22 protein-coding genes are annotated in these 22,065 nt (G+C 33.0%); 18 read left to right on the forward strand and 4 right to left on the reverse strand.

Annotated elements, in window-relative coordinates; genetic code table 11:
- The first annotated feature begins 150 nt into the window (after positions 1 to 150).
- From EDC18_RS00160 to EDC18_RS00230, 15 genes are all read left to right on the forward strand, one after another.
- Positions 151 to 2,292, forward strand: a complete 2,142-nt coding sequence (locus tag EDC18_RS00160; RefSeq protein WP_132249074.1) for a xanthine dehydrogenase family protein molybdopterin-binding subunit — start codon at positions 151 to 153, stop codon at positions 2,290 to 2,292.
- Positions 2,285 to 2,761, forward strand: coding sequence for a (2Fe-2S)-binding protein (locus EDC18_RS00165; protein ID WP_132249075.1), 477 nt, complete (start codon positions 2,285 to 2,287; stop codon positions 2,759 to 2,761). Before EDC18_RS00160 ends, EDC18_RS00165 begins: the two co-directional genes overlap by 8 nt.
- On the forward strand, positions 2,755 to 3,591 hold the full coding sequence (locus EDC18_RS00170; protein WP_132249076.1) for an FAD binding domain-containing protein: 837 nt from the start codon (positions 2,755 to 2,757) through the stop codon (positions 3,589 to 3,591). The genes EDC18_RS00165 and EDC18_RS00170 overlap by 7 nt, the downstream gene beginning before the upstream one ends.
- 57 nt (positions 3,592 to 3,648) lie before the next feature.
- On the forward strand, positions 3,649 to 4,782 hold the full coding sequence (locus tag EDC18_RS00175; protein ID WP_132249077.1) for a BMP family ABC transporter substrate-binding protein: 1,134 nt from the start codon (positions 3,649 to 3,651) through the stop codon (positions 4,780 to 4,782).
- 19 nt (positions 4,783 to 4,801) lie between these two features.
- On the forward strand, positions 4,802 to 6,331 hold the full coding sequence (locus tag EDC18_RS00180) for an ABC transporter ATP-binding protein (RefSeq protein WP_132249078.1): 1,530 nt from the start codon (positions 4,802 to 4,804) through the stop codon (positions 6,329 to 6,331).
- Positions 6,324 to 7,394, forward strand: a complete 1,071-nt coding sequence (locus EDC18_RS00185; RefSeq protein WP_132249079.1) for an ABC transporter permease — start codon at positions 6,324 to 6,326, stop codon at positions 7,392 to 7,394. The genes EDC18_RS00180 and EDC18_RS00185 overlap by 8 nt, the downstream gene beginning before the upstream one ends.
- A 2-nt stretch (positions 7,395 to 7,396) precedes the next feature.
- Entirely contained in the window at positions 7,397 to 8,323 is a 927-nt protein-coding gene (locus EDC18_RS00190) for an ABC transporter permease (protein ID WP_132249080.1), read from the forward strand.
- A gap of 18 nt (positions 8,324 to 8,341) precedes the next feature.
- Positions 8,342 to 9,598, forward strand: a complete 1,257-nt coding sequence (gene guaD, locus EDC18_RS00195) for a guanine deaminase (RefSeq protein WP_132249081.1) — start codon at positions 8,342 to 8,344, stop codon at positions 9,596 to 9,598.
- Positions 9,599 to 9,640: 42 nt separating this feature from the next.
- A complete protein-coding gene (locus EDC18_RS00200) occupies positions 9,641 to 10,984 on the forward strand; it encodes a uracil-xanthine permease family protein (RefSeq protein ID WP_132249082.1) in 1,344 nt (447 codons plus the stop codon).
- Between the two features lie 29 nt (positions 10,985 to 11,013).
- Positions 11,014 to 13,740, forward strand: coding sequence for a molybdopterin-dependent oxidoreductase (locus EDC18_RS00205; protein ID WP_132249083.1), 2,727 nt, complete (start codon positions 11,014 to 11,016; stop codon positions 13,738 to 13,740).
- Between the two features lie 50 nt (positions 13,741 to 13,790).
- Complete coding sequence (locus EDC18_RS00210; protein WP_132249084.1) at positions 13,791 to 14,327, forward strand: helix-turn-helix domain-containing protein; 537 nt, start codon at positions 13,791 to 13,793, stop codon at positions 14,325 to 14,327.
- A gap of 184 nt (positions 14,328 to 14,511) precedes the next feature.
- On the forward strand, positions 14,512 to 15,531 hold the full coding sequence (locus EDC18_RS00215) for a molybdopterin-binding protein (protein WP_132249085.1): 1,020 nt from the start codon (positions 14,512 to 14,514) through the stop codon (positions 15,529 to 15,531).
- A gap of 15 nt (positions 15,532 to 15,546) precedes the next feature.
- Positions 15,547 to 16,350: an XdhC family protein gene (locus EDC18_RS00220; RefSeq protein ID WP_132249086.1), complete on the forward strand. Its 804-nt coding sequence runs from the start codon at positions 15,547 to 15,549 to the stop codon at positions 16,348 to 16,350.
- Between the two features lie 9 nt (positions 16,351 to 16,359).
- Positions 16,360 to 17,046 (forward strand): TraX family protein, encoded by a 687-nt coding sequence (locus tag EDC18_RS00225; RefSeq protein ID WP_243115030.1) that lies wholly within the window; start codon positions 16,360 to 16,362, stop codon positions 17,044 to 17,046.
- 69 nt (positions 17,047 to 17,115) lie between these two features.
- A complete protein-coding gene (locus EDC18_RS00230; protein WP_132249087.1) occupies positions 17,116 to 17,850 on the forward strand; it encodes a TspO-related membrane protein in 735 nt (244 codons plus the stop codon).
- A gap of 5 nt (positions 17,851 to 17,855) precedes the next feature.
- On the opposite strand, the gene EDC18_RS00235 is transcribed toward EDC18_RS00230, so the two are convergent.
- The 4 genes from EDC18_RS00235 to EDC18_RS00250 form a co-directional block, all read right to left on the reverse strand.
- The gene (locus EDC18_RS00235) at positions 17,856 to 18,557 is read right to left on the reverse strand and encodes an ion channel (protein ID WP_132249088.1); all 702 of its coding nucleotides are present in this window, start codon (positions 18,555 to 18,557) and stop codon (positions 17,856 to 17,858) included.
- A gap of 78 nt (positions 18,558 to 18,635) precedes the next feature.
- Positions 18,636 to 18,830 (reverse strand): hypothetical protein, encoded by a 195-nt coding sequence (locus EDC18_RS00240; RefSeq protein ID WP_132249089.1) that lies wholly within the window; start codon positions 18,828 to 18,830, stop codon positions 18,636 to 18,638.
- Complete coding sequence (locus EDC18_RS00245) at positions 18,820 to 18,999, reverse strand: hypothetical protein (protein WP_132249090.1); 180 nt, start codon at positions 18,997 to 18,999, stop codon at positions 18,820 to 18,822. Before EDC18_RS00245 ends, EDC18_RS00240 begins: the two co-directional genes overlap by 11 nt.
- 110 nt (positions 19,000 to 19,109) lie before the next feature.
- Positions 19,110 to 19,595, reverse strand: a complete 486-nt coding sequence (locus EDC18_RS00250) for an S-ribosylhomocysteine lyase (protein ID WP_132249091.1) — start codon at positions 19,593 to 19,595, stop codon at positions 19,110 to 19,112.
- Between the two features lie 167 nt (positions 19,596 to 19,762).
- Here EDC18_RS00250 and EDC18_RS00255 point away from each other — a divergent pair, with 167 nt between their 5' ends.
- The 3 genes from EDC18_RS00255 to EDC18_RS00265 are packed head-to-tail and all read left to right on the forward strand — an operon-like array spanning position 19,763 to position 22,043.
- Positions 19,763 to 20,488 carry an energy-coupling factor ABC transporter permease gene (locus EDC18_RS00255; protein ID WP_132249092.1) on the forward strand — a complete coding sequence of 242 codons (726 nt, stop codon included), beginning with the start codon at positions 19,763 to 19,765 and terminating at the stop codon, positions 20,486 to 20,488.
- 20 nt (positions 20,489 to 20,508) lie between these two features.
- Positions 20,509 to 21,222, forward strand: a complete 714-nt coding sequence (locus tag EDC18_RS00260) for an energy-coupling factor transporter transmembrane component T family protein (protein ID WP_132249093.1) — start codon at positions 20,509 to 20,511, stop codon at positions 21,220 to 21,222.
- Positions 21,213 to 22,043, forward strand: a complete 831-nt coding sequence (locus tag EDC18_RS00265) for an energy-coupling factor ABC transporter ATP-binding protein (RefSeq protein WP_132249094.1) — start codon at positions 21,213 to 21,215, stop codon at positions 22,041 to 22,043. Before EDC18_RS00260 ends, EDC18_RS00265 begins: the two co-directional genes overlap by 10 nt.
- The last annotated feature ends 22 nt before the right edge of the window (positions 22,044 to 22,065 follow it).

The following is a 22,065-nucleotide window of genomic DNA, read 5'->3' on the forward strand; positions in this document are numbered from 1 at the left end:
TAAGAATAAGGCTCCTTTTTCTTTTTATAAAGCAAAAAGTTGTTTGAAAAGGGGCGTTATTCTTACAAAGTTAGAAAAACTTTGATGAGAAGGAACAAAGTGATCCTTAAAGATAAGGATAAATTAGCTTAAAGAAAGAGAGGAGAAAAAATGAAAAATTTCATAAGTACTCCTATAAAGAAAACAGATCATAGGGTAAAAACAGAAGGCAGTATTCAATACATAGCTGATATTAAATGGGAAAATATGTTGTTTGTTAAAACCTTAAGATCAACAAGAACAAGAGCTTATATCGAAAAGATTCACATACCCACAATGCCAGAAGGTTACTTTGTTATAGATTACAAAGATATCCCAGGTAAAAACATTTTAAAGGTAATTGTCAATGACAATCCAGTTTTAGCAGAAGATAAAGTGAATTATATTGGAGAGCCTATATTGTTAGTCGTAGGTCCCAAGAAAGATATGGTTTTGAAAATTGTTGAAAGTATTGTTGTTACATATGAAGATAGAATGCCTATTTTAAATATAGAGGATGCTTTAGATAATACTATAGAGCCCATTTATGAAACAGATAATTCCTTTGCAAAATACCAATATGAAAAGGGTGATTGTAATGACGTATTTCAAAAGGCCTATGAAATATTTGAAGAATCATTTGAAACAGGTTACCAAGAACATGCGTATATTGAACCACAAGGAATGGTTGCAGTGTATGCAGAAGATAAAATATCTGTGTATGGATCGATACAATGTCCTTACTATGTGAAAAATGCTGTAGTTCACGCCCTAGGATGTTCTGAGAACAAAGTTAGAATTGTACAATCCACAACAGGTGGTGGATTTGGTGGTAAAGAAGATTATCCTTCATTACTAGGATGCCATGTGGCTTTAGCCGCACTTAAAACAAAAAAAACAGTGCAACTTATAATGGACCGTAAAGAAGATATGGAAGTGACAACCAAAAGACATCCAGCTAAACTAACTTATAAAACGGCTTTAGATAAAGAAGGTAATATTTTAGGAATGGATATAGATATAAAACTTAATGGTGGTGCATATGCCGGGTTGTCAAGTGTTGTAATGCAACGTTCACTTATATGTGCAACAGGAGTTTATAATATACCTCATCTAAAAGTAAAAGGGAAGGCATTAGCAACGAATACAGTACCTACAGGGGCCTTTAGAGGATTTGGTGCACCACAGAGTTTTTTTGCAATAGAAATGCATATGGGTCATATTGCTAAAAAATTAGGATTAGACCCATTGGAATACAAGAAAAGATATATGGTTAAAACAGGAGATTCAACTTCTACAAGTGGTTTTTTTAGGGATACTATATTGCTACCAGAAATGCTTGAAGAGATAGAGAACCTATCCAATTATAGTGAAAAATATAGAACTTACAAAGAAGGAAAATGTATTACAAATAAAGGCATTGGTATTTCTTTGTTTTTACATGGTTGTGGATTTACAGGAAGTGGAGAAAGAGATCATATTAGAGCCACAGTGAAGTTAAAAAAATATTCTAATGGCATAGTAGAAATATTGGTATCTAATGTAGATATAGGTCAAGGGTTGCAAACCACTTTAAATAAAATTGTTTCAACGGTTTTAGAGGTACCCATAGATAAAGTTATATATGCAAATCCAGATACAGATAGAGTCCCTGATTCAGGACCAACTGTTGCATCCAGATCTCTTATGATCGTTGGCAAGTTATTAGAAAGAGCAGCAGAACATCTAAAAGAAATATGGGTTGATGGTAAAGAACAAGAGATTACTGAACATTATAAGCATACTGAATTTATTCCTTGGGATGAGAAGAAATTTACTGGAGATGCTTACCCTACTTATTCTTGGGGGGTAAATGTAGTTGAAGTTGAAGTGGATACCATAACAGGGCAAATACATTTGTCAGGGATATGGTCCGTATTTGATGTGGGAATAGCCATTGATGAAAGAATTATTCAAGGTCAAATAGAAGGTGGGATGCTTCAAGGTTTAGGCTATGGCTCATTAGAAGTTATGGCATCAAAAAAAGGTAGTATCCAACAAAAAACCATAACAGATTATATTATTCCCACAGCAAAAGACGTGGTGAGGATGGAAAATAGATTAATTAAAAATCCTTATAAAGAAGGGCCTTTTGGAGCTAAAGGAGCAGGTGAACTTACACTTATTGGCGGTGCACCAGCATTAATAGCAGCAATAGAGAATGCCGTTAATGGCCAATTCTATAAAACACCAGTAACCCCTGAGGATTTAATGGAGGTGTTAGAGGATGTATGACCTATTCAAATTAAGATTAAACGATGATGTAATAGATGTAAAAGCACATCCTTCTAAAAGATTGTTAGACGTGTTAAGAGATGACTTAGGAATAACCAGTTGTAAGGAAGGGTGTGGAGAAGGAGAATGTGGTGCTTGTGCAGTTTTAATAGATGGTAATCTTATTAATTCTTGTTTGGTACCTATAGGTTCTATAAAAGACACACAGATTTATACAGTTGAAGGGTATAAAAAGACAAAAAGATTTGAGATGTTAAATGAATGTTTTGCAGAAGCAGGAGCTGTTCAATGTGGCTTTTGTATACCAGGAATGATAATGGCAGCAGAAGGTTTATTATCAAAAAAGCCTAACCCAAGTGAAGAAGAGGTTAGAGAAGCAATATCAGGTAATTTATGTAGGTGTACAGGTTATAACATGATTGTTGATGCCATATTGTTGGCAGCTGAAAAAGGGGGATATCTATGGTAAAAGTGTATTATCCTAACACCCTTGAAGAGGCCATTTGTATTAAAGACAAGAGCAAATCTATTCTTATTGCAGGTGGGACAGATATTATGGTTAAAAAGAAAAATGCTTCAGGTTTGCTGCCAAAATTTGAAAAGTCTATTGAATTCATAGGTCACATAAAAGAATTACAATACATTACTGAAGAAAAAAACAATCTTATTATAGGGGCAGCCTGTACATATGCTCAAATTATTGAGGACCCAAGGGTGCCAGAAATATTAAAAAAAGCCATAAAAGAAATTGCTTCTCCAGCAATACGAAATATAGGAACACTCGTTGGTAACATTGTTAATGCCTCACCAGCAGGGGATACATTACCTGTATTATACAATTTTAATGCAAGTATAAATATTGTAGGAAAAGAGACATCTAGGGATATACCTATAATGGACTTTATAGTAGGGCCAGGTAGAACCCTTTTGAAAGAGGAAGAATTGGTTAAATCAGTAGAGATACCTCTTAAAGACTTTTCTTATACTTATTACAAAAAAGTTGGGGCTAGAAAAGCAGATGCTATATCCAAATTATCTTTTGTAGGCCTTGCCAATATTAAAAACAAAACAATCTCTGATATAAGGATTGCCTTCGGAGCAGTGGGGCCAACGGTAATCAGATGTGAAGAGGCAGAAAGAAGACTTATAGGCAAGAAGATTGATGAAGATCTATTTGATGTGGTAAAGGATATTTATAGGAGTAGTATCAAACCTATAGACGATCAGAGATCAAGTGCAAAATACAGAAAAACGGTTTCCATTAGAATATTAAAAGATTTTCTTATGAATTGTAAGTAAGTGTGTAATGAATACATTACTTAAAATAAATAAATTGAATATAGGGAGGAATTAAAAATGAAAAAATTATTATTAGTCATTACGATTATACTTAGCTTATCAATTATCTTTGCTGGTTGCAGCAGTGAATCTGGGCAAACACCAGCATCACCAGTTGGTTCACCAGCACCAGACCCAGTAGAAGCACAAAGTGGGGATGAAGAATTTGTAGTTGGATTTATATATGTGAGTCCAGCTGGAGATGGTGGTTGGAGTACGTCTCATGATAATGGACGTAAAATGTTAGAAGAAGAATTAGGAGTAAAAACAATTTATAGAGAAAATGTACCAGAAGATCAGCAAGTTGAAATTGTTATAAGAGAAATGGTTGATCAAGGTGCAAAAGTTATTTTTGCAACAAGTTTTGGTTATATGGACTATGTGCTAAAAATGGCAGAAGAATTCCCTGAGGTAAAATTCTTACATGCCACAGGTTATAAATCATCACAAAATGCTATTAATTACTTTGGTAGAGCATATCAAGCAAGATATTTAACAGGAATTGTAGCAGGGCTTAAATCAGAAACAAATAAAATAGGATATGTTGCAGCTTATCCAATACCAGAAGTTATTCGTGGGATTAATGCCTTTACACTAGGTGCCCAATCTGTCAATCCTGATATAGAAGTATCTGTACGTTGGACATATACTTGGTACGATCCAGCAACAGAAAAAGAAGCAGCAATTGCTTTGTTGGATCAAGGTGTTGATATTATTGCACAACATCAAGATACAGCAGGACCTCAACAAGCAGCAGAAGAAAGAGGTGTGTGGTCAGTTGGATACCATGCAGATATGACAGCAGTTGCGCCAGATGCCCATATGACATCGGCTGTTTGGAATTGGGGACCATTCTATGTTGAACAAGTTCAAAAAGTAATGGATGGTACGTGGGTAGCAGAAAACTATTGGGGTGGTATGGATGCAGGAATTGTTCAATTATCACCTTTAACAAAAAATGCGCCAGATGGAGCAGCAGAAATAGTAGAACCAATTAAACAACAAATTATTGATGGTGACTATAAAATATTTGTAGGACCAATATATGATCAAGAGGGTAATTTAAAAGTAGAAGAGGGGACTGTCCTTACAGATGAAGAAATGTTAAGTATGGGATGGTTTGTAGAAGGTGTAATTGGTGAAATACAGTAGTCGCTAAAGGGGTATGCCTATGTGTGAACAAGAAGTAGTTAGAATAAAGGATATAACAAAAGTCTTTGGAAATGTTATAGCCAATGAAAATGTAAATCTAACATTAAAAAAAGGTGAAATTCACGCTATATTAGGTGAAAATGGCGCTGGAAAGAGTACATTAATGAACATGTTGTCAGGGATATATACCCCTGACAGCGGTTCAATATTTATTAATGGAGAAGAAATCAAGTTTAGATCGCCTATGGAATCCATTAAAAATGGAATTGGTATGATTCATCAACATTTTAAATTGGTCAATGTGTTTACTGCTCTTGATAATATAATTGCAGGAAAAAATGGGAAAATTCTTATAAGAAAAAAAGAGGCTAAAAAAAATGTGATGAAGCTTATGGAAGAAATTGGATTAGACATGAATCTAGACAAAAGTATATATGAAATGTCAATCAGTGAAAAACAAACAGTGGAGATTATTAAAGCATTGTTCCGAGGGGGTAATATTCTTATATTAGATGAACCTACTGCAGTTCTAACACCCCAAGAAACAGTGAAACTATTTGATTTACTTAAAAAGATGAAGGAAAAAGGATGTACCATTGTTATTATTACCCATAAACTTAATGAGGTAATGGATATAAGTGATGTGGTTACGATATTACGACATGGTAAGACCATAAAAACAGTTAAAACCATTGATACATCGCCAAAAGAGTTAACGGATTTAATGGTAGGAAAAAAAGTTGTTTTAGAAATAGAAAGAAAAAGCGTAGAAAAACAAGAAGAAATATTAAAGGTTGATAATATTACTTTAAAAGATATCAATAAAGTAAAAAGATTAGATAATATTACATTTGCTTTAAAAAGTGGTGAGATATTAGGCATAGCTGGTGTAGCTGGAAGTGGACAAAAAGAATTGTGTGAAGTTTTAGCAGGATTAATACAAGTTGATGAAGGAGAAATAACGTACAAAGGCGACAAGATTACTGGTCTTAGCCCAAGAGAGCAATACAATAAAAACATTCGTATTGGTTTTGTTCCAGAAGATAGGTTAGGGATGGGATTAATACCAAGTATGGATATAGTGGAGAATCTCCTTTTAAAAGAATATCAAAAAGAAAAAGGGTACTTAATAAAGAAGAAGCCCATTATAAAAAAAGCAAAAAAATTGGTTGATAAATTAGAAATAAAATGCCCTGGTATTAAGGATTATCCAGTAAAAATATTATCCGGTGGTAATATTCAGAAAGTACTTATTGGTAGAGAAATCGATGCACAACCAGATATATTAATTACTGCATATCCAGTAAGGGGTTTAGATATAGGCGCTTCATTTACCATATATGATTTGCTAAATGAGGAAAAGTCAAAAGGTGTAGGCATTATTTTTGTAGGTGAAGACTTAGATATCCTATTGTCCTTAGCAGATAGAATTTTAGTTCTTTGCCAAGGCAAAGTAATGGGAATTGTGGATGCAAAAAAGGTGTCAAAAGAAGAAATAGGATGGTTAATGGCAGGAGAAGTTTTAGAGGAGGCGATACAGCATGCTTAATATTGTGAAAAAGACAGAGTGTCCTAAATGGAAGACTTCTATAATTCGATTTAGTGCTGTATTACTAGCACTAATAACAGCATCTTTATTTTTAGTATTAATGGGTTTTAATCCTTTGGATATTTATAAAGGAATGTATGATGGTGCATTTGGAACAGAGCATCGTATAAGAGAAACTATTATTAAAACAATTCCTTTGGTCATTACATCAGTGGGTATTGCATTGGCATTTAAGATGAAGTTTTGGAATATTGGTGCAGAAGGACAGATTATAATGGGGGCCTTTGCTGCCACATATTTTGGTCTTAATTATGATCATTTACCTAAACCACTTTTGCTTACCATAATGATAATCGCTTCCATGATTGCAGGCGGAATATGGGCATTTATTCCTGCTTATTTTAAATCAAAATGGCATACAAATGAGACCATATTTACTCTAATGATGAATTATATAGCACTAGGTTGGATTACATATCTACAATATGGTCCTTGGAAAGATCCTACAGGGTTTGGATTCCCCAAAATCCCTAGTTTTACAGCTAATGCAATTCTACCAAGGGTTTTTGGTATACATATAGGGTGGATTATGGCACTTGTAATCGTTATAGGGGTCCATTTATTCATTACTTATACAAAAAAAGGCTATGAGATTTCAGTCATAGGAGAAAGCCACAATACTGCTAGATATGCTGGTATTCCCGTTGATAAATTGATGGTAACCATGTTATTTGTCAGTGGAAGTATTATTGGGTTAACTGGTATGATTCAAGCTTCAGCAGTAAGTAGGACATTAAATGTAAATATTACAGGTGGTGTTGGCTTTACAGCAATAATAACAGCTTGGTTATCAGGGTTAAAAGCCCCTTCAATGATTATTGTGTGTTTGCTCTTTTCAGCAATGTTATCGGGGGCTAGTTTTATTCAAACAGCATTTCAAATCCCTCAATCCGCAGCAGAAGTTCTTCAAGGACTTATATTGTTTTTTGTGTTAGGGAGTGAGTTTTTTATTAATTATCGCATCAAATTATCCAATAAGTTATTTCGAAAATTGGAGGTGTAAATATGATCAGTTTTTTAACAGCTTCAGTAATAGCAATGACACCTCTTTTGTTTGCAACATTAGGTGAACTTCTTATGGAAAAATCAGGAAATCTAAACTTAGGTGTTGAAGGTATGATGTTAATGGGTGCTGTGATTGGTTTTTATGCAGGTTTTCAAACAGAAAATCCTATTATGGCATTATTAGCTGCTAGTGGTGCAGGGGCATTAGGTGCTCTAATATATGCCATTTTAACAGTAACATTAAGGGCGAACCAAGTTGTATCCGGGTTGGCATTAACTATTTTTGGAACAGGATTTGCTAATTTTTTTGGAAGACTTTTAGTGGGAAAATCTATTCCAAGAGGGATAACCAACTTTTTCTCAAAAAAAACAATACCTCTTCTTGGAGATATTCCGTATATTGGACCTGTGTTTTTTAGGCAAGATTTATTTGTTTATTTAGGCTATCTATTAGTCATACTAATTGGTGTATATCTTTACCATACAAGAAAAGGTTTGAATTTAAGAATGGTAGGAGAAAATCCAGCAGCAGCAGACGCTATTGGTATACCAGTAAACTTATACAAATATATTCATATACTATTTGGTGGAGTGTTATGTGGCCTTGGTGGAGCGTATTTATCCTTGGTATATGTTCCTGCTTGGCAAGAAGGTATAGTAGCAGGACGAGGGTGGATAGCAATTGCATTGGTTATATTTAGCCAATGGAATCCATACAAAGCATTTTTAGGGGCTTACTTATTTGGTGGATTGCATATTGCTGGTTTTAGGTTACAGAGTTTTAAATTACCTATTTCACAATATTTTATAAACTTACTGCCCTATATAGTTACTATTATAGTATTGGTTATTGGCTCTATTAAAGAGAATAAGAAAAACAATGCGCCAGAAGGACTGACCATTCCATATTTTAGAGAAGATAGATAGCAGAAAGGATGTTAGCTTATGGAACATATTAAAATATTTAAAGGTGATATCATTTTTACAGAAAGGCCAGAAGTATTTACAACATATAAAGATGGGTTTGTAGTTGTAAAAAATGGTACCATTTTAGCCGTTTATAAAGATATTCCAGAAAGCTATAAAGGGTTACCAGTTGAAAATCATAGGGATAAATTAATTATACCTGGCTTAGTGGATCTACATGTCCATGGCCCTCAATTTGATCAAGTTGGTCTAGGTATGGATAAGGAATTAATTGATTGGTTGAATATTTATACATTCCAATTAGAAAGTAAATTCAAAGATGTAGAATATGCAAAAGAAGTTTATACAAGATTTGTTGAAGCATTAGTAAAAGGAGGCACTACAAGAGTTTGTATTTATGCCACCATTCACAAACAAAGTACAGAGCTACTCTATGATTTGCTAATTCACAAAGGTATAGGTGCTTATGTAGGAAAAGTCAATATGGATCAAAATGGTGGTATTAATCTACAAGAAGACACACTAGAATCTATAGAAAACACAGAAGCATTAATTAAGAAATATAAAAATCATTCAATGGTAAAACCAATTATTACACCAAGATTTGCACCTAATTGTACAACAGCATTATTAAAGGCATTAGGAGATTTAGCAGCAAAGTACAATATACCTGTCCAATCACATCTTTCTGAAAATAAAAAAGAAGTTGAGTGGGTAAAGGAACTCTTTTCTGATTGTTCATCCTATGGTGATGTTTATAACAAATACGGCTTATTTGGTCAAAAACCTACTTTGATGGCACATGGTATTTACTTAGTAGAAGAAGAAATTGAAATGTTAAGAAATCAAGAGGTTACAATTGTACATTGTCCAGATTCTAATATGAATTTGGCTAGCGGCATAATGCCAACTAGAAGATGGTTAAATGAAGGTATAAACATAGGATTAGGCAGCGATGTTGGCGGTGGACATTTGTTGTCAATGACTCAAACAATGGTTAGAGCAATTCAAAACTCTAAGGTGCTTCAAAGTATCACAGGAGAAAAAAGTTTATCTACATCAGAGGCTTTTTATATGGCTACAAAAGGTGGAGGAAGTTTTTTTGGAAAAGTTGGAAGCTTTGAAAAAGGATATGTATTTGATGCATTGATTATAGATGATGAAAAATGGACAAAAGAAAGATTAACAATACAAGAGCGGCTTAATCGTTTTATTTATACAGGTGATGATCGAAATATAATATCCCGCTATTGCAACGGATTTTATATAAAGTAACTAAGGAATATAAAAAATTCATTATGAAAAGGAGAGATAATTATGAGTTCAAAAGCATTAACATCCGTTTATGACATTGATGGAAAACCACCTATTAAGGAAGCGGTACCACTAGCATTTCAACATGTTTTGGCTATGTTTGCGGGTAATGTAACAGTGCCAATTGTAGTTGCTCGTGGTATAGGGGTAGATGGAGAAATTGGTTTTTTAATTCAGTGTGCTATGTTAGCAGCAGGTATAGCGACACTAATTCAGGCTTTTAAAATATGGAAGCTAGGTGCAAAATTACCTATTGTTATGGGTACTAGTTTTGGATTTGTTTCAACAGGTATTATTATTGGTAACACTTATGGTCTATCAGGTTTATTAGGTGCTTGTCTTATTGGGGGGATATTTGAAGCCATATTAGGATTCTTTATAAAGCCTTTGAAAAAGTTTTTTCCACCAATTGTTACAGGAACAGTGCTATTAACAATAGGGCTTTACCTATTGCCAACTGGAATTAACTATGTAGCAGGTGGTGTTGGTAATCCAGAGTTTGGGGCATTTAAATACTTAGCTTTAGCTGGTGTTACTTTAGTTACCATTGTCTTATTTAATCAATTTGGTAAAGGCATTGTAAAAATGTCTGCCATTTTACTAGGTATTATTGTTGGTTATATTGTTGCAATACCATTTGATATGGTTGATTTTACAAGAGTTGCTAATGCAAATTGGTTTGGTTTTCCAACCCCACTAAGATATGGTCTTAGTTTTCATTGGGAAGCTATTAGTGCAATGTTAATTCTGTACATAGTTACAGCAGTAGAAACAGTGGGTGATATCTCAGGTATAACCATTGGTGGGGCGGGAAGAGAAGCAACTGATGATGAGTTATCAGGAGGTGTAATTGCAGATGGGGTAGGAAGTATTATTGGAGCATTCTTTAATGCTTTACCTAATACATCATTCAGTCAAAATGTAGGGATTATATCTTTTACAAAAGTAATGAGTACCTTTGTTGTGAAGATTGGTGGTGTTATTTTAATACTGGCTGCTTTGGTTCCAAAATTTGGTGAAGTGATTGCTGTTATGCCAGCTAGTGTTCTTGGTGGTGCAGCGGTTATTATGTTTGGATCTATTGCTGTAATGGGTATTAAACTAATTAGTTCACAACCGTTAGGGAATAGAGAGGTATTAATCCTAGCCATTGCTCTTTGTCTGGGATTTGGATTCGGAACTGTTCCAAATGCTTTAAATGCATTTCCACAATCTGTTCAAAATATATTTGGAGGATCTGGAATTGTTATTAGTTTCTTTGTAACAGCTATATTAAATGCCATACTTCCAAAAGAAGATTCTAAAGATGGTTTTGATATAGGAAAAACATTAGATCATAGTGCATAATAGAATAATGGCTTAAAGGAGGCAAACTTATGAAGATTACTATTTCTATTACCGTTAATGGTATACTATATAATAAAGAAGTCGATGAAAATTTGTCTTTGCTTAGATTTTTAAGGGAAGATTTAGGGTTAATTGGAACTAAAAATGGTTGTGGAACTGGACATTGTGGTACATGTACTGTTATCGTCAATAAGGAAGCAAAACGCTCTTGTATCGTAAAAATGGGAAAAATAAATAATGGAATTGTTGAAACCATTGAAGGTGTGTCTTTAAATGATAAATTAAATTATATACAACAAGGTTTTATTGATGAAGGTGCAGTACAATGCGGTTTTTGTACCCCAGGAATGATAATGGCAACCAAAGCATTATTAGATAAAATTGATCATCCAACAGATGATGAGATTAAAGAAGCCCTAAAACATAATATTTGTAGATGTACGGGTTATATAACTATTATTAAAGCCGTTCAAAGAGCTGCGTTTTTAAAACAACAAATGGTTTTAGAAGAATTAATAATAACTTCAGATAATTATATAGGGAAACCTGTTCTTCGTAAGGATGCTTTAAGTAAAGTTAAAGGTGAGCGTGTATTTGCTGATGATTATAGTGAAGAGGATATGTTGTTTGGTAAGCTTGTATTTAGTAAGCACGCTCACGCTAAAATTATTTCTATAGATGCTAAAAAAGCTAAGATTGCACCAGGTGTTGTAACAATATTAACAGGCAAAGATGTACCAGGGATTAATGCTTTTGGGTTATTTGAATCTGATCAGCCTGTTATAGCAGAAGATGAAGTGAAATTTTTAGGCGAAGTTGTTGCTGTTGTGTATGCAGAGTCAAGTGATGAGGCTGAAAATGCAGCAGGTTTAATAGAGGTAGAGTATGAAGTTTTAGAGTCAGTGTTATCACCATTAGAAGCATTTAAAGAGGATGCTCCGTTAATACATAAGGATAAGAAGGATAATGTTATTCATTATGTTAATGTTAGGAAAGGTGACATAGATAAAGGATTTGAAGATGCTGATGTTGTAGTGGAAGGGTATTATTATACACCTGCTATAGAGCATGCTTATTTAGAACCAGAAGCTTGCCTTGCAAAACCTGAAAGTAATGGGACGTTGACAGTATGGACTGGTAATCAAGGGTCCCATGCTTATCAAGAAATGATTGCTAGAAATCTTAATATTCCGTTAGAAAAGGTAAGAGTAATATATACCCCTTGTGGTGGTGGCTTTGGAGGTAAGGAAGAACCAACGGTTCAAATTCACGCTGCACTTGGTGCCTATAAGTTAGGTAGAGCAGTAAAAATGGTTCTTACTAGAGAAGAATCAATAAGAATGAGTACAAAGCGCCATCCAATGCATATCTGGATGAAGCATGCTGCTACAAAAGAGGGGAAACTTTTAGCAATGGAATCTAAAGTTATTGCTGATGCAGGGGCATATATTTCCCAGACAAAACCAGTTATTTTTAGATCAGCTGTTACAGCTACAGGACCATATGTTATTCCGAATGTAAAAGCAGATTCATATGGTTTATACACACATAACAATCCTAGCGGTGCATTTAGAGGTTTTGGCAGTACCCAAGCTAGTTTTGCAGCAGAGATTCAAATGGATAAAATTGCTAAAGAATTGAATATAGATTCAGTTCGTTTAAGAAAGCTAAATGCTTTTGAGAAAGGAAAAGTCACAAGTACAGGGCAAGTACTAAAAGATGGTGTTGGGTATTTAGGAACTTTAGAAGCAGCTGAAAAAGCCCTATTAAAAATGAAAAAAGAATACGAAAAGATTTTTGTCCCAGCCCATAAAAAAATAGGATTTGGAATTGCAAGCTCTTATAAAAATGTTGGTATTGGTACGGGTAAACTAGATCAAGCTGGTGCTATCGTTAATGTAGAAGAAAACGGAAGAGTAACTGTAAAAATGGGTGCTACCGATATGGGCCAAGGCGCAGATACAATAATGGCTCAAATTGCTGCAACAACCTTAAAAGTACCCTATGAAATAGTGGATGTCATTGCATGTGATACCCTTATTTGTCCAGATGGAGGGATGACAACAGCCTCTAGACAAACCTATGTCACAGGTAATGCAGTAAAGAAAGCATCAGAGATTCTTAAAGAAAAGCTGATAAAGTATACAGATGGAGAAAAAATTACTCAAGAGGCATTGAAAAATGCGTATATAATAGCCAATGAAAAGAAAGACCATTTATTGGTTGAAACAGACTATCGACCACCAAAAACATATCCCCATGAAGCCGATGGAAATCATGTGCCAGGCAAGCCCTTAGAGGCATATGATATTCATTATTCCTATTGTTTTGCGTCTGTTGCTGTAGCTGTTGAAGTAGATACCCTATCAGGGGAAGTAAAAGTTTTAAAAGTAAGTGCGGCACAAGATGTTGGAAAGGCAATTCATCCTCAGAATGTTACAGGGCAAATAGAAGGTGCAGTGGTTATGGGAATGGGTTTTGCATTATCAGAAGAGTTTTTACAAGACGATAAAGAAATAATAACCAATAACTTAAATAAATTAAAGATACCCAAAATTAAAGATACCCCTGATATTGAAGCTATTATTGTTGAGGTCCCCCAATTAGAAGGACCATTTGGTGCAAAAGGAATGGGTGAAGTAGGTCTTAACCCTATGGCGCCAGCTATATCTAATGCAATTTATGATGCGGTAGGGATCAGACTTCAATCTTTACCGATGAAAAAAGAAAAGGTATTAGCAGCATTGAAGGGATAGGGATTTTATGTTATAATGTATCAAAAAATTCGTAAAAAGGAAGAAAAATTATGATTGGTGCAAAAATAAGAGATAAAAGAAAAGAAGTTGGATTAAGTTTAAAAGAATTGGCTGAGAAAACAAATTTGACCCCTGGATTTTTAAGTCAAATAGAAAGAGATTTAGCAGAGCCATCTATTACATCTTTAAGAAAACTCTCAGAAGCCTTAGGGGTAGCTGTCTTTTATTTTCTTATGGACGATTTGCATAAAAATCCTGTTGTTAAAAAAGGTGAGGGGAAGATACTTAACTTTAGACATTCACATGTGAATTATGAGTTGTTATCCCCTGATCTTAACCGTCAAATGGAAATGTTTAAAGCGGAGTTAGAACCTGGTGCTATGACTTGTGAAGAACCACTGTGTCATCCAGGAGAAGAGGTGACTCATGTTCTCCAAGGGAAGATGCTGATCATTATTGGAGATCAGGAGTATACCCTTGAAGAAGGAGACACTATTTATTATTTTTGTAGTATTCCCCATAAGATTGTTAGTGTAGGTGATGTGAATTTGATTTTTATTTCAACGATTACGCCTCCTGAGTTTTAGAGTTGATTTTTAAAAGAAATATATAAATACAACTGCCGTTAAGTATATTAGAAAAGGGTTACATTTTACAATCCATATTCTTGAACCTTAAACTCTATTGGAGCAATTAGTTAAGGTTCTTTAGGGAATATGGATTTTTACTTTAAAAGACTAAATTATTGTTTTTTAGAATGGAGTGGTTTTTATGAAAGTTGTTTCTGTAGAGGATGCTGTTGGGATGGTTTTGGCTCATGATTTAACTAAGATTGTTTCAGATGAGTTTAAGGGTGCTGCTTTTAAGAAGGGGCATATTATTAGAAGTGAAGACATTGAGTCATTGAAAAAGATGGGAAAGTTTCATATTAATATTATTGAGTTAGGTGATAATGAGGTTCACGAAGAAGAAGCTGCTTTTCGTATTGGTAAAGGGGCTTGTGGTGAAGGGGTTTATTTAACAGAACCTTCTGAGGGAAAAGTGAGTTTGAAAGCAATGAAGAGAGGTCTTCTTAAAGTAAATAGAATATGTCTTGAAAGTATAAATGAAATAGAAGATATTATTTTGTCTACTAGGCATAGCGGTACCATTGTTGAAAAGGATCAGTTAATTGCTGGTACTAAGATAATTCCTTTGGTAACAGATAAAGATAAGGTTGAATTAGCAGAAAGGATTTGTAAAGAAATAGGTTCAGTAGTTAGTGTAAAATCTTTATTTTGTCTAAAGGTAGGGGTTGTTGTAACAGGTACTGAGGTTTATAATGGTATTATTGAGGATAAATTTGCACCTGTCTTAGAGGAAAAGGTTAAAGCTTTAGGTGGGAATTGTTTGGATGTAATATTTGTTCCTGACGATGAATTTCTGATTAAAGAGGCAATTAATAACCAGTTGAATAATGGTGCGGAGTTGGTTATGGTTTCAGGTGGAATGGCTGTTGATGCAGATGATATTACGCCAGTGGCCATTAAAGATTTAGGAACAGAAGTGATTTCTTATGGTTCACCTGTTTTACCAGGTGCTATGTTTATGATTGCTTATAAAGGGGATATACCCATATTAGGGATCCCAGCATGTGGGATGTTTAACAAGATTACTGTTTTAGATATTGTATTACCAAGAATATTTGCTAAAGAAAAAATAACAAAAAAAGATATTGTTGCATTGGCACATGGTGGTTTGTGTTTGGCATGTGAAGTGTGTAGATATCCCATATGCCCAATGGGAAAATAGAAAGGAGATGCCATAATGACTATTTTTGAAGAAATTGTACAACTACAGAAAAAAAATATATGTTTTGCTGTGGCAACCATACTATCATCCAAGGGTTCAACGCCTAGAAATATTGGAAAGATGATTGTTGAAGGGGATGGAAGGATTAAAGGAACCATTGGAGGAGGTTTAGCAGAATCCTTTGTTATTAAAGAAGCTATTGAAGCCATTAAAAATAAACAATCAAAAACCGTTGAATACACTTTAAACAGTGATGCAAAAGATGGTATAAAAATGTATTGTGGAGGGTCTTTATCTGTGTTTATTGAAGTGATTCCCCCAAGACCAAGATTAGTTATAGTTGGTGCAGGTCATATAGGACAGGCAGTTGCACGTTTAGCGGCTACTTTAGATTATCAAATAGTGGTAGTAGATGATAGAGTAGAATTTGCCAATAAAGAACTTTATCCTATGGCAGAAGAAGTTTATGCAAACCCTGATATTTTAAAGGCTATTGATGAGGTTCATATGGATGCCAATACCTATATTTTGATTTTTACAAAAGACTCTGATGAAACAGTTTTACGTTATGTGATCAATAAAGAATTGGCTTTTTTAGGTATGATTGGTAGTGGTAGAAAAGTTATAAAGACCTTAACAAAACTAAAAGAAGAAGGTATTTCAGAAGAAGCCATAGATAAGGTTCAAGCGCCACTAGGTTTAGACATCGGTGCAGAGACCCCAGAAGAAATTGCAATTAGTATTATTGGTGAAGTAATGAAGTTTAAAAATGGTACATCGGGCAATTCTTTAAAAGAAATAAAAATAAAAAACATATAGGTGATTACTTTGTCAAATAGTACATTAAAATGGATAGCTATTATTTCAATGTTAGTAGATCATATGGGGGCAGTTTTATTTCCACAGGTTATAGTATTTAGAGCTATTGGAAGATTAGCTTTTCCGATATTTGCATTTCTTATAACAGAAGGATTTATACATACACAGAACATTAATAAATACATAATGAGATTAGGTGTTTTTGCTTTGGTTTCGGAGATTCCATTTAACTTAGCTTTTTATGGGAGATGGTTTTATTTGGGGCATCAGAATATTTTTGTTACCCTTTTTTTAGGGCTATTGGCTATAACATTATATGAGAAATATAGAGTTGTAGATAAACAAAAAGCTGATGGGTATTTGTTTTTAATGTTATTTGGTGCATTTATTATTAACTCGGATTATAGTATTTTCGGTGTGTTAATGATTTTTGTTTTTTATATTTTCAAAAAGGACTTTAAGAAGATTGTCATTTGGAATGTAATTATTGTATTAAGTATGGTTTTACCAAATTGGGCGGCTAACGCTTTTATATTAAATCCATGGTTAATCCTTCAGCTAGGTGCATTGGTGTCATTGTATATAATACATTTATACAATGGTAAGAAAGGTAAACAGATTAAGTATTTATTTTACATGTTTTATCCAGTTCATTTAATCTTTTTATATATAGCTTCATTGAATTTCTTTTTTTAATAAAATGCTTTCATAATCTCTATACATAAAAATATAATTAAATTAAAAGGTGATGTATGAGGTGAAAGAATGAAAACATATATTAAATATTTTAATTTTATTACATTTGTATTAGTATTAATTGTTAATTATTTAATAGGGTTTAATCAAGATACATTTAATAATATTGAAAGGACTTCCTTAGTACCTGCTAATTATACTTTTTCGATTTGGGGATTAATATATCTATTATTATTAATGTTTGTAATATACCAGGGATTGCCTTCGAATAAGGAAAAAGGTCTTATTATTGAAAATATCGGATTATTATTTGTGTTAACATCCATGTTAAATATAATATGGCTCTTCACATGGAACAATCAAATGATATTATTAAGTTGGCTAGTATTATTCATGTATTTTTTCCTTTTGGGAATGATCTATTTTTCTTTAGATATAGATTATTGTCAGGTATCTATATGGGATAGGATTTTTATACAGATACCATTTTCTACATATTTTGCGTGGATTAGTGTTGCATTTTTTTTAAACACATCTATTTTAATTAAAAATTACGATCTTTTTACTGCTATAAGTGAAAATAGCATTACCATACTTTTTATGATTATCATTTTAGTCATCAGCTTTTTAATTACCAATTCAAACAATGATATTGTATTTTTATCTGTAATTGTTTGGGCTCTGTTTGGTGTTATAATTAATCAATTAGATAATGAGAATAACATTAGTTTAGTAGCAGGGGTTGGGGTAATTTTATTGTTGTTACAATGGATAGATAAATATAAAAAATACCTGTGTAAGTAAAGTTGCTAAGAATCATTACTAGATGAATTAAAAACTTCTTTCAGAGACTTCTTATTGAAAATGAAAATAATGGAAACAGGCCATAATACAGTATTAATTAAATGACCTAAAACAGCTTGTATGATTACAAGTTGTTTTGTTATTTCTGAATAATCAGAAGGTGTTATATCACCGAAGCCTATTGTAAAAAAGGTAGTTACGCTGAAGTATAAAGCGTCTAAATGAGATGTAATAATCGTGTCTGATTCTAAGCCTTCATTAAAGACATTGCTTAAATATTTATATAGAACGCCAAAAGACCTTAGTACCCCATAGAGAATGAAAATATATAATAAAAATAGACATACAAGTCGAATTAAAGTCATATTATTTGAGTTTATGCGTCCAGATTTCATATTGAAGGCCAAACACATAAAGTTAATAATGGACATAAATAATATCCAACATATAATAAATACTGTTAAAGGGGTGTTCATACTATTTAATAGAAATTCATTAAAAAAGAGCAATACCGTTGGTAGTAAAAGCAAAAGAAGTGCATTTAAAATAAAAGCAATAAAATAAGAAGTTATTGCTATAGAAAAAAAAGAAGCTGTTAATGACAATATAGAAACTAGATAAAAAAAAGTAATTTTAGTAAAGAATCCTATTATCATTGTTATTAAAGATATAATTAGAAGGTTAATACTGTAATTTAGTTTTTTCAATTTAAACACCTTTTATATAAAATTAGAAAAGAATTCACTATACCTGTTTAACAAATATAGTGAATCTTTTAAGGTAGATTATTCTTCATTATTGTCCATTATTCTATCATATAAATCAAGTTTACAACGACCATCTCTTTCGTCTAAATTGACACAGTTTAAACAACTAATTCTATCACCTACAGAAGCAGTGAAAGCGCCATTTGGGTTATCAGGTTTATAACTGCTACATAAATGTGCAACAAAGCTATAATCATCAAAACTAGCTCTCATAATTATCTAGACTCCCTTCATCTGTATGGACTTCATTGTTATTATTTTCTGTATTTAGATTTGTTTCAGCAAGTGGAAAGTAAAAGAAAAAAAGGTCGTCGGCAAAGTTTTCAAGGCTATTGGTTTTAGGATACCTATTTAATTTAGAGTTTGAATCTTCAAATCTCATAAAACAACCTCCCAATTTTATTCTTGATAATACAACATCATTAATGTGACTGTATTTATTATCTCCAAATTGTATAAAATTATGTAAGAGAGGAAGTTGTAGTTGATTTTCTAATCATTTAATGGATAGGTAAGATTTTCTTCATTAATAACATAAACCACTTCTTCTAAAAATTTTTTTGCTTCATATTTTGACATTGGTGGGTTCATATCTAAGTAGTTACCGCAATCTCTTGCAGTTGCACCTGGAATGTCTTCTTTAAAGTCAACAACAAATTCAAACATTTCTTTAACGATGGTTACAACATCTTTAGATTCTAAATCTCCCTTAAGGATTAAATAAAATCCAGTGCGACAACCCATTGGACCAAAATAAATGGTTTGATCTTTATAAGTATCATGGTTTCTTAAAAAGGTAGCAATTAAATGTTCCATACTGTGCATTTCACCAGTGTTCATAACTGGTTCTAAATTAGGTCTTTTCATCCTAATATCAAATGTGGTTATTGTTTCATTGCCAATAGTATCTTTTCTTGATACATATATGCCTCTTAATAAATCAATATGATTAACTGTAAAAGATGATATTTTTTCCATAGTTTAAATCCTCCTAAAGCTTTTAATATTAGTATTATATCATTTGTAAGAAATATAACAAATAAAATAAAAATCTTTTAGCCTTGACAATAAAAAGGTAATTATTTACAATTAATATGTAAATGCATATCATTTGCAATTAGAAATTATATTTGAGGAGGGGTATTATGAGTCATCTTCATGTTCCAGATGGAATTATGCCTTTTTATGTTTGGTTTGGGGGCTATGTACTTACTTTTGTTATTATATTTATAATAACAAAAAAATTGATTGTTAATGAAACAAGAAAGAAAATACCTTATACTGGAGTGGCAGCAGCATTAATGTTAATTACTATGTCAATACCATTAGGTATTATACCAGTCCACCTGGGGTTAGCAACCTTAACAGGTATTCTTGTAGGGCCATCTTTAGGGTTTCTTGCTGTTTTCGTAGTGAATATGCTTTTAGCCTTTATTGGACATGGTGGTTTGACAGTTGTAGGACTTAACACACTTGTTATTGGTTTGGAATTAGTAATAGGCGTCTATGTATTTAGGTTTTTAGTTAAAAAATATTCTACTAGTCTAAGTGCATCAGTGGGGACAGCATTGGCAATATTGGTTTCTCTTGCTTTTATGTTTGGTATTGTTGGTAATGCGGTAGGATTTGTTGAAACAATACCACATCACCATAATGAGCATAATGAAGTAGAGAATGGCGAAAGTATTCAAGAAGAAACATTTGCTGAAGCTGTAAGCGAGGTTAAATATTTTATTTTTACAGGGTGGACTGCCTTAGTATTAATTTTTGCTGCAGGTATATTGGTTGAAGTACTTATTACAATAGGTATCATTCGATTTTTTATGAATGTTAGACCTGATATTATAAAATCGAGTCATCGTTTCACTTAAAGTTAGGAGTTGACAATTTAATGCATATTGCAGATATAGACTATATATCTACTTTTGGACGGAGCTTTTTCCATAAAGCCCGTCCTATTTCAAAAGTTATTTTCTCTATTTTGTTATTGTTTTCTATGATAACAACGGATTCAATTTATTACATACTAAGTATTATCGGATTGATGATTGTTTTTACAGGGCTTGCTAGAATCCCTTTTAAACAAATGATCCATTTATTAGGGTATCCATTGTTTTTTAGTATTATTTTTGCATTGGTTTTTATTGGACAATCAAGGGAAATGATGTTTTTGATTATGGGAAGAGCAGTTGGTGCGGCCTATATTCTTGTATTTCTTATTATGACAACCTCCTATACGGAGTTGTTTGGCTTTTTCTCTTTGTTTATGCCTACTTTATTAGTAGATGTATTCATTTTTACCTATCGTTCCTTATTTATTCTATTGGAAGCCACAAGTAAGCTATTTAGATCTATCAAATTAAGAGGTGGTTATCATCCACTGAGAATTGTTATGAATATGAAAAATATGGCCTCGATGATAGGGGTTTTAATAATACATTCTCTTGAAATGAGTGAAAGGATGTACAATATTTATTCTCTAAGAGGATATAAAGGTGCAGTGAATTTAAGAAGAATTACAATATGGCCTTTGGGATGGAATGATTATTTTGTTTTATTCGCAGGTTTGGCTAGTGTTGCATGGAGGTTTATTATATGGAAATAGTTAAAGTGTGCTGTTTAAAACATATATATCCAGATAAGACAGAAGTGAATTTATGTGGATTAGATTTTGTTGTTGAAAAGGGAAAAAAGGTAGTGGTGCTAGGCGCTAACGGATCTGGTAAAACGACCTTATTGGCCCATGTTTTAGGGTTGTTATCCCCTGTGGAAGGTATTGTAGAAGTAATGGGAAAACAGCCTCACAAAGAGTTTAATGAAGTTAGAAAACATCTAGGTGTGGTTTTTCAAAATGTTGATGAACAAATTATTGGGCCTACAGTTTATGATGATATGGCGTTTACTGCTAGAAATGATAAAATGCCTAAAAATGAAATAGATACTAAGGTTAAAGAGATTGCTAAGACATTAAGAATTGATGAATTGTTGGATAAAATCCCTCATTATCTGAGTGGGGGGCAAAAAAAGAAAGTTGCATTAGCAGGGGCTATGGTTACAAATCCTGAAATATTGATTTTAGATGAACCTTTTGACGCTCTAGATCCAAAGTCCAAATGGGAAATGGTAGAGTATTTGAACTTGCTTAATAAAGAGAAAGGGACGAGTTTGATTATAACGACCCATGATATTAATGTTGTGCCACATATTGCTGATGTTGTATATGTTATTGATAAAGGGGTTTTTACATTAAAAGGTTGTTCTGAGGAAGTATTTAATGAAATAGATTTATTAAAGGAAGCTAATTTAGAAGCGCCTTTGTTTAATGAATTGTTTAATCGATTGAAGAAAAGAGGGTATGATCTTGGGTGTCCTGTAACTGTGGAGGATGCTGAAGCCCAGTTGCTTAAGCTTTTAGAGGGGCATTAAATTTAGTTGTTATAATTTATAT

The sequence above is a fragment of the Natranaerovirga pectinivora genome (assembly GCF_004342165.1).
Taxonomy (GTDB): Bacteria; Bacillota; Clostridia; order Lachnospirales; family DSM-24629; genus Natranaerovirga; species Natranaerovirga pectinivora.